Origin of the sequence: Actinopolymorpha sp. NPDC004070 (genome assembly GCF_040610475.1) — a bacterium.
Classification (GTDB): Bacteria; Actinomycetota; Actinomycetes; order Propionibacteriales; family Actinopolymorphaceae; genus Actinopolymorpha.
In genome coordinates this window covers 5185-11531 of sequence record NZ_JBEXMJ010000026.1, presented here as the reverse complement: position 1 = coordinate 11531, position 6347 = coordinate 5185, and the positions used below count along the sequence as shown (strand labels likewise).

4 protein-coding genes are annotated in these 6347 nt (G+C 73.3%); all 4 read left to right on the top strand.

Translation table 11 applies throughout. The annotated features are described in order from the left end of the window. Positions 1–720: 720 nt before the first annotated feature. The 4 genes from ABZV93_RS28725 to ABZV93_RS28710 are packed head-to-tail and all read left to right on the top strand — an operon-like array spanning position 721 to position 6269. On the top strand, positions 721–1965 hold the full coding sequence (locus ABZV93_RS28725) for a glycosyltransferase (RefSeq protein WP_354942073.1): 1245 nt from the start codon (positions 721–723) through the stop codon (positions 1963–1965). 14 nt (positions 1966–1979) lie between these two features. Further along, on the top strand, positions 1980–3380 hold the full coding sequence (locus tag ABZV93_RS28720) for a lipopolysaccharide biosynthesis protein (protein ID WP_354942071.1): 1401 nt from the start codon (positions 1980–1982) through the stop codon (positions 3378–3380). Beyond that, positions 3373–5022 carry an O-antigen polymerase gene (locus ABZV93_RS28715; RefSeq protein ID WP_354942069.1) on the top strand — a complete coding sequence of 550 codons (1650 nt, stop codon included), beginning with the start codon at positions 3373–3375 and terminating at the stop codon, positions 5020–5022. Before ABZV93_RS28720 ends, ABZV93_RS28715 begins: the two co-directional genes overlap by 8 nt. Next, positions 5019–6269 carry a glycosyltransferase family 4 protein gene (locus ABZV93_RS28710; RefSeq protein ID WP_354942067.1) on the top strand — a complete coding sequence of 417 codons (1251 nt, stop codon included), beginning with the start codon at positions 5019–5021 and terminating at the stop codon, positions 6267–6269. The genes ABZV93_RS28715 and ABZV93_RS28710 overlap by 4 nt, the downstream gene beginning before the upstream one ends. The last annotated feature ends 78 nt before the right edge of the window (positions 6270–6347 follow it).

Genomic DNA, 6347 nt, shown 5'->3' with positions numbered 1-6347 from the left:
GCCGCGGTGTCGGTGTGGGGCGCCCGCCCCGGGGGGGGGGGGGGGCCGCGGGGGGGGGGGGGGGGGGCCCGCCCCCCCCCCCCCCCCCCCCACGCCGTCCTCGACTCCGTCGACCACCGCGTCGCGGCCGCCACCATGGCCGTAGTAGTCGTATCCGTAGCCGTACGTCCGCGCGTCGGGTCCCTTCGCGGGCGCCATGTTGAGCATGGTGCCGAGCAGCGGTGCGTCGACGAGGACGACGTCCGCGCGGCGTTCGAGATCGCCGAGCAGCGCACCGGCCGCAGCTCCACCGGCGCAACCTTCCTGAGCTGTCCTCGTCGGTGTCCGGCGGCGAGGCCGGCGCGAGGTGGGACCGACCTCGGGTGAGAAGCATGAGACTCCTGTCCCGTGGCCTGTGGTCCGAACGGGCCGGACCGCCGGAACTTTCTCCGCACCCCGGAAGCTCGCACCGCCCGCGGTGGCGGGCTCGCCGAAGTGGCCGGGTGATTGACGCGGCGTACTGGAGGAGACACGTGCTGTACGCGGGGCTGGTGTCGTTTACTCGGACGCCCGGCCGGGGGAGAAGTGCAGGGGTGCGGACCTCCCCGGGGCCGACGCGAGACCTGTGGACGGAGCGGACCCGTTGACCACCACCACCTGGACGAGGCGATGACGGCGAACTCCGCATCCGAAGCGCGGCCTGCCGGCGCGCACACCCCTGCGGTCCGGCGCCCTCGAGCCGTGCACGTGTCGACGGTCCATACCGCCACCGACATCCGGATCTTCCACAAGCAGTGCCGTACGCTCGCCGCGGCCGGCTACGACGTCGTACTGCACGCCCGCGCCGACCACCTCCGGGGCCGGCTCGGCGAGCAGGACGCCGGCGCGCCCTACGAGCAGGACGGCGTGCGGGTGGTGCCAGTACGGCCGTCGTCCGGCCGGGCCGCCCGGATGACGGTCGGCGTGTGGAGGTTGTTCCGCCCGCTGCTGGCCCACGACGCGGACGTCTACCACTTCCACGACCCCGAACTCGTCCCGCTGGCGATGGCGTTGCGGCTGTGCGGGCGCAAGGTCGTCTTCGACGCGCACGAGCCGCTGCCCGCGCAGATCCTGGCCAAGCCCTGGATCCCACGCCGCCTGCGACCCGTGGTGGCGGGGGCCACCCGGGTCCTGGTCCGTCTCGCCGGCCGGGGAGTGACCGCGGTGGTGGCCGCGTCGCCGCTGGTCGAGAGCGTTTACGCCGGTGCGCGCCGGATGGTGGTGGTGAACAACTTCCCGATCCTGCCCGGCGACGACCCGACCGTCCGTTCGGCGGCCGGGGACGCCGGGGACGCCGGGGACGCCGGGGACGCTGTGGACCCGGAGGAGAACGCCGAACGCCCGGCGGAGATCCCGTACGACCGACGCCCGCGCGGGATCGTCTACGTGGGCGGGCTGTCGGACCTGCGCGGACTGTCGGCCATGCTCGACGTGGCCCGGATCGCCGGCGCCCGGCACCGCGAGCGGCTGACGCTGATCGGGACGTTCACGCCGCCGGGGCTGAAGGCGCGGCTGGCCGAACCGGAACTCGCCGGACTGATCGACTACGTCGGCGCTCAGCCGCCGACGCGGGTGCGGGAGATGCTCGGTGAGTCCCGCGTCGGCCTGGTACTGCAGATCGGTCCGGAGGCGTACAAGCGCAACCTCCCGACGAAGATGTTCGAGTACATGGCCGAGGGGATGCCGGTGGTGGCGTCCCACTTCCCGCTGTGGAAGCAGATCCTCGACGAGGCCGAGGCCGGCGTCACCGTCGACCCCGAGGACGGCCGGGCAGCCGCGGAGGCGGTGTCGCGGCTGCTGTCGGACCCGGTGGAGGCGGCGGCGATGGGCCGGCGCGGACGCAAGGCGGTGTACGAGCGGTACTCGTTCGGGCCGGAGGCGGCGAAGCTGCTCGCGCTGTACGACAGCCTGCTGCCCGGCGACCTGCGCGCCGCCAGAGCCCGATGAGCCGCCAGAGCCCGATGAGCCGCCAGAGCCCGATGAGCGGCGCCGACCGCGCGACGTCCGACCTCCCCGCGGCCGGCGCAGCGCCCGTGCGGACGGCCGCGCCCGAGCCGGACCGCGTGCCCGCCCGGGACCGCGTGCCCGAACCGGACGGCACGCCCCGGCGGCCCGGCGCCCGGCGTGGGGTGACGGAGATCGTCCTCGGCACCGTCCTCGGCCAAGGGCTGCTGATCGCCGCGGCTCCCGTCCTGGCCCGTCTCTACAACCCGGCCGACTTCGCTCTGCTGCAGATCTTCACCGGTGTCGTGTCCATCGGTGCCGTGCTGGCCAGCCTGCGCATGGACCTCGCGGTTCCGCTGGCGCGGGACGTCACCGAGACCCGCGCGGTGTTGCGGGCCGGGCTGACCGGCGCGGTCGTGGTGGCGGTCGCGATCGGGCTGCTGGGCCTGGCCGGTGCCGGGCTGTGGACGGTCAATCCCACGCTGGCCGGCCTGTGGGCTGCGTGGTGGCTGGTGCCGCCGACGGTGGCGGTGATCGCGGTCTTCCAGCTGGTGAGCGCGGTGCTCGTCCGTTCCGAGCGGTACCGCGACATCGCCGGCCGCAACGCGCTGCAGGGCGTGGGCACCGCCGGTGCGCAACTCGGCTTCGGGTTCGCCGGGCTGGCACCGCTGGGGTTGCTGCTCGGCATGGGCGTGGGCCGGGCCGCCGGACTGGCGTCGATCGCCCGCGGCGGGTTGTTCCCGCCTCCGGCCGCGGGCCGGCGGGAGCCGGTGACGGTCGCCCAGGTGCGCGCGGCGGTCCGCCGCTTCCGCAGGTTTCCGCTGTTCACCACGTGGACGGCGCTGCTGAACAACACCGGACAGTACGCGCCGTACCTGCTGTTCTCGCTGACGTACGGCCAGAACCCCACCGGCTGGCTGGCGTTCACCAGCCGGCTGCTCGCGCTGCCGGCCACGGTGGTCGGCCAGGCGGTTGCCCAGGTGTTCCTGGGCCGGGGGGCGAGCGCCCGACGGGACGCGACCGGCGAGCTGCCCCGGCTCACCTGGCTGGCCGTACGCCGGCTCGCGCTGCTCGGCGCCGGCCCGGCGATCGCCTTGTCGGTGGCCGGGCCGTGGGCGTTCGGCTGGGTTTTCGGAGCCCAGTGGGAACGCGCCGGGTCGTACGCCCAACTGCTGGCGGTGGCGTTCCTCGCGCAGTTCGTGGCCAGCCCGGTCTCCAACGTTCTCAACCTGATGGAACGGCAGGGCCTCGCGCTGGGCTGGGAGGCGGTCCGGCTGGTCCTGGTGGTCGGCGTGCCGTGGCTGGTGTGGCTGCTCGGGGGTTCGGACCTGCTCGGCGTCGCCGCCTACGCGGGGGTCCTCGTGCTCTCCTACGGCGGCGTCCTCGCCCTGGTCTGGTGGGTGCTGCGCCATGGATAGCCGAGCAGCGACCGGCCCGCGCCGGCCGGAGCGGGGCGCCTCCGGGCCGTCCGTCTCCGCCCGGGACTCCCGCGGTCAGGACGCCGGTCAGAACGCCGGCGGTCAGGACGTCGCCGGTCAGAACTCCAGCGGCCGGGACTCCCGCGGCCGGCCGCTCGCCGGCCGGCGCACCAGGCGGGCGCGCATCCCTCGCCGCCGCCGACCGGACGCCCGGCCGGCGACGAGCGGGATCCCCCGGGTCGGTGGCCGCACGGTGGCGTGGCTCGCGGTCTACGCGCTCGGCCTCGCGGCGTGCCACTACCTGGTGATCGCGCCGGCGTTCGCCTACCTCGGATTCGAGCGGGTGCCACCCAACCCGCTGGTCGCGCTCGTGGTGACACCGACCTACCTGCTGTGTGCGCGGCGGCTTCCGCTGTCGTGGGAACGCCCCTCCGCGATCGTGTACTGGATGCTGTTCCTGGTCGTGGTGGCGCCGGTGCACGTCCTGCCGATGTTCACCACGGACCTGTCCACGGCGGTGTGGTTGATGGTCGGCGGGGTGGCCGCGGCGTTCTGGCTGCTGGGCGGGATCTACTCCGTCCCGCTGTGGAGGTTCCGCCCGCCGGCGGTCCCGGCGCGGGTCTACTGGCCGGCGTACGCCCTGCTCTGGCTGGTGATGACCGGTGTCGTCGTCGGCTACTACGGCCTGCACCTGCGCTTGGTGACGCTGTCGGAGATCTACGCGGTGCGCGACACCTACCGCGACTCCTTCGGCGAGGTGCCCAAGGCCGCGAAGTACGTCGTCCCGTGGCTCGGCAACGTGATCGCGCCGGTCGCCATCGCCCGCGGCCTGATGACCAGGCGCTGGGGGTGGGTCGCGCTGGGCGTGCTCACCGAGATGTACCTCGTCTCGATCACCGGGTTCAAGCAGTTGCTGTTCTCGTCGCTGCTGGCCGCCGGTGTGGTGGTGCTGGCCCGGACGACCGACCTGGCCCGGATCGGCCGGCGGGTCGGTGTCCTGGCCGGCTGCGGGGTGTTGGCGGTCACCGCGATCGACTTCGCCCGCGGCGGGTGGGGCCTGTCCTCGATCCTGGTCCGCCGGCTGGTGCTGACCAGCGCGGTCAACACGAAGTACCACTTCGAGTTCTTCCTGCAGAACCCCAAGGGATTTCTGGGGTACGGGGTGCTGTCGCACTGGGTGGACTATCCGTACGATCTGAAACCGCCGTTCCTGATCGGCCAGGTCTACTACGGCAACCCGGAGATGAGCGCCAACGCCAACCTCTGGGCCGACGCCTACGCCAACTTCGGGCTGGTGGGGGTCTTCGTGTTCACCGGCATCCTCGCCGCGGTGCTGCACTTCAGCGACAGCGCGGCCCGCGGGCTGCCGGCCGGCCTGGCTCTGGCGGCACTCGCCCAGTCGGCGTTCAGCGTGTCCAACACCGCGATGTTGACGGTCTTCCTCACCCACGGCATGTTGCTGGCCGTGGCGGTCGTCTACCTCATGCCGGCCGGTGACGACTCCGGGCGCTCGAAGCCCGGCCGGCCGAGCCTGCGACGCCTGCGCCGGCGGTTCCGGCTGCGCCGGACTCGCCGGGGCCCGCCCGAGGTGGTCCGGCCGCGACCACGCCCACGCCTTTCGGGAAGCCGAGCACACTCATGAGCCGAGGCGAGAGTTCCGGAAGCTCCCAGCGCCCCCGGCGGGTGCTGGTCCTCAACCAGTCGGCCCTGCCGCGGTCGCAGGGCGGGGGCACCCGGCACGTGGAGCTGTTCGGCCGGCTGTCGCGATGGTCACACCGCATCGTGGCCGGCAACCGCAACTACACCACCCGGGAACGCTTCTCCAGCCGGTCACCGAACTTCGTGACCGTTCCCGTCCCGAACTACGAGTCCAACGGTCCCGGCCGGGTGCTGAACTGGCTGGCGTACGCGGCGGGCGCGCTGGTCGCCGGTGTGCGGTCGGGCAGGTACGACGTGGTGTACGCCTCGTCGCCGCCCCTGTTCACGCCGCTGGCCGGCTGGCTGCTGGCGCGGATCCGGCGGGTTCCGTTCGTCCTGGAGATCCGGGACCTGTGGCCGCGCTCGATGGTCGAGCTCGGCTACCTCGAGGACGGCTCCCGCATCCACCGGGCGCTGGCCGCCCTGGAGCGGTTCGTCTATACCGCCGCGGACGCGATCGTGGCCGTCGCCGACGGCTGGCAGGACCACTTCGCGGCGTTCGGCGTACGACCGGAGAAGGTCGTGCACATCAGCAACGGCGCCGAACCCGCCGACTTCGTGCCCACCGTGTCGCGGGAGAAGGCGCGCGCCGAACTCGGCGTGGACGGCTTCGTCGCGGTGTATGCCGGAGCGCACGGCCCGGCCAACGGCCTGGACCTGATCCTGGACGCGGCCGGTGAGCTGCCCGGCTGCACGTTCGTGCTGGTCGGGGACGGCCTGGACAAGGCGCGGCTGGTCACCCGGGCGGGCGAGGAGGGCATCCGAAACGCGCGGTTCCTGCCCGCAGTGCCCAAGGAACAGCTGGCGAACGTGTTCGTTGCCGCCGACGTGGGGCTGCACACGCTCGCCGAGGCCGAGCTGTTCAAGGAGGCGCTGAGCCCGAACAAGCTGTACGACTACCTCGCGGCGGGCCTCCCGGTCGTCACCAACGTCGGTGGTCTCCTGGAACACCGGCTGGTCGCGGCCGGCTGCGCGGTGCGCGGCTCGGCGGAGCGGGGTGAGCCGTCGCTGCCCGCGCTGGTCGCCGCGGTCGGGGAGCTGGACGACCGAGGACCGGAGGAGCGGGCGCGGATGGGAGCGCGCGGTCGCGCCTACGTGGAACAGCACGTGTCGCGTACGGCCATGGCGGCGCGGCTGGAAGCCCTGCTCGACGACGTGACCGGTGGACGACGTGACCGGTGGACGACGTGACCGGTGGACGACGTGACCGGTGGACGACGTGACCGGTGGACGACGTGACCGGTGGACGACGTGACCGGTGGACGACGT

Excerpts from the sequence above, each read along its gene's own strand:
- ABZV93_RS28720 (WP_354942071.1), top strand. The coding sequence starts at position 1,980 with ATGAGCCGCCAGAGCCCGATGAGCGGCGCCGACCGCGCGACGTCCGAC.
- ABZV93_RS28715 (WP_354942069.1), top strand. The coding sequence starts at position 3,373 with ATGGATAGCCGAGCAGCGACCGGCCCGCGCCGGCCGGAGCGGGGCGCC.
- ABZV93_RS28710 (WP_354942067.1), top strand. The coding sequence starts at position 5,019 with ATGAGCCGAGGCGAGAGTTCCGGAAGCTCCCAGCGCCCCCGGCGGGTG.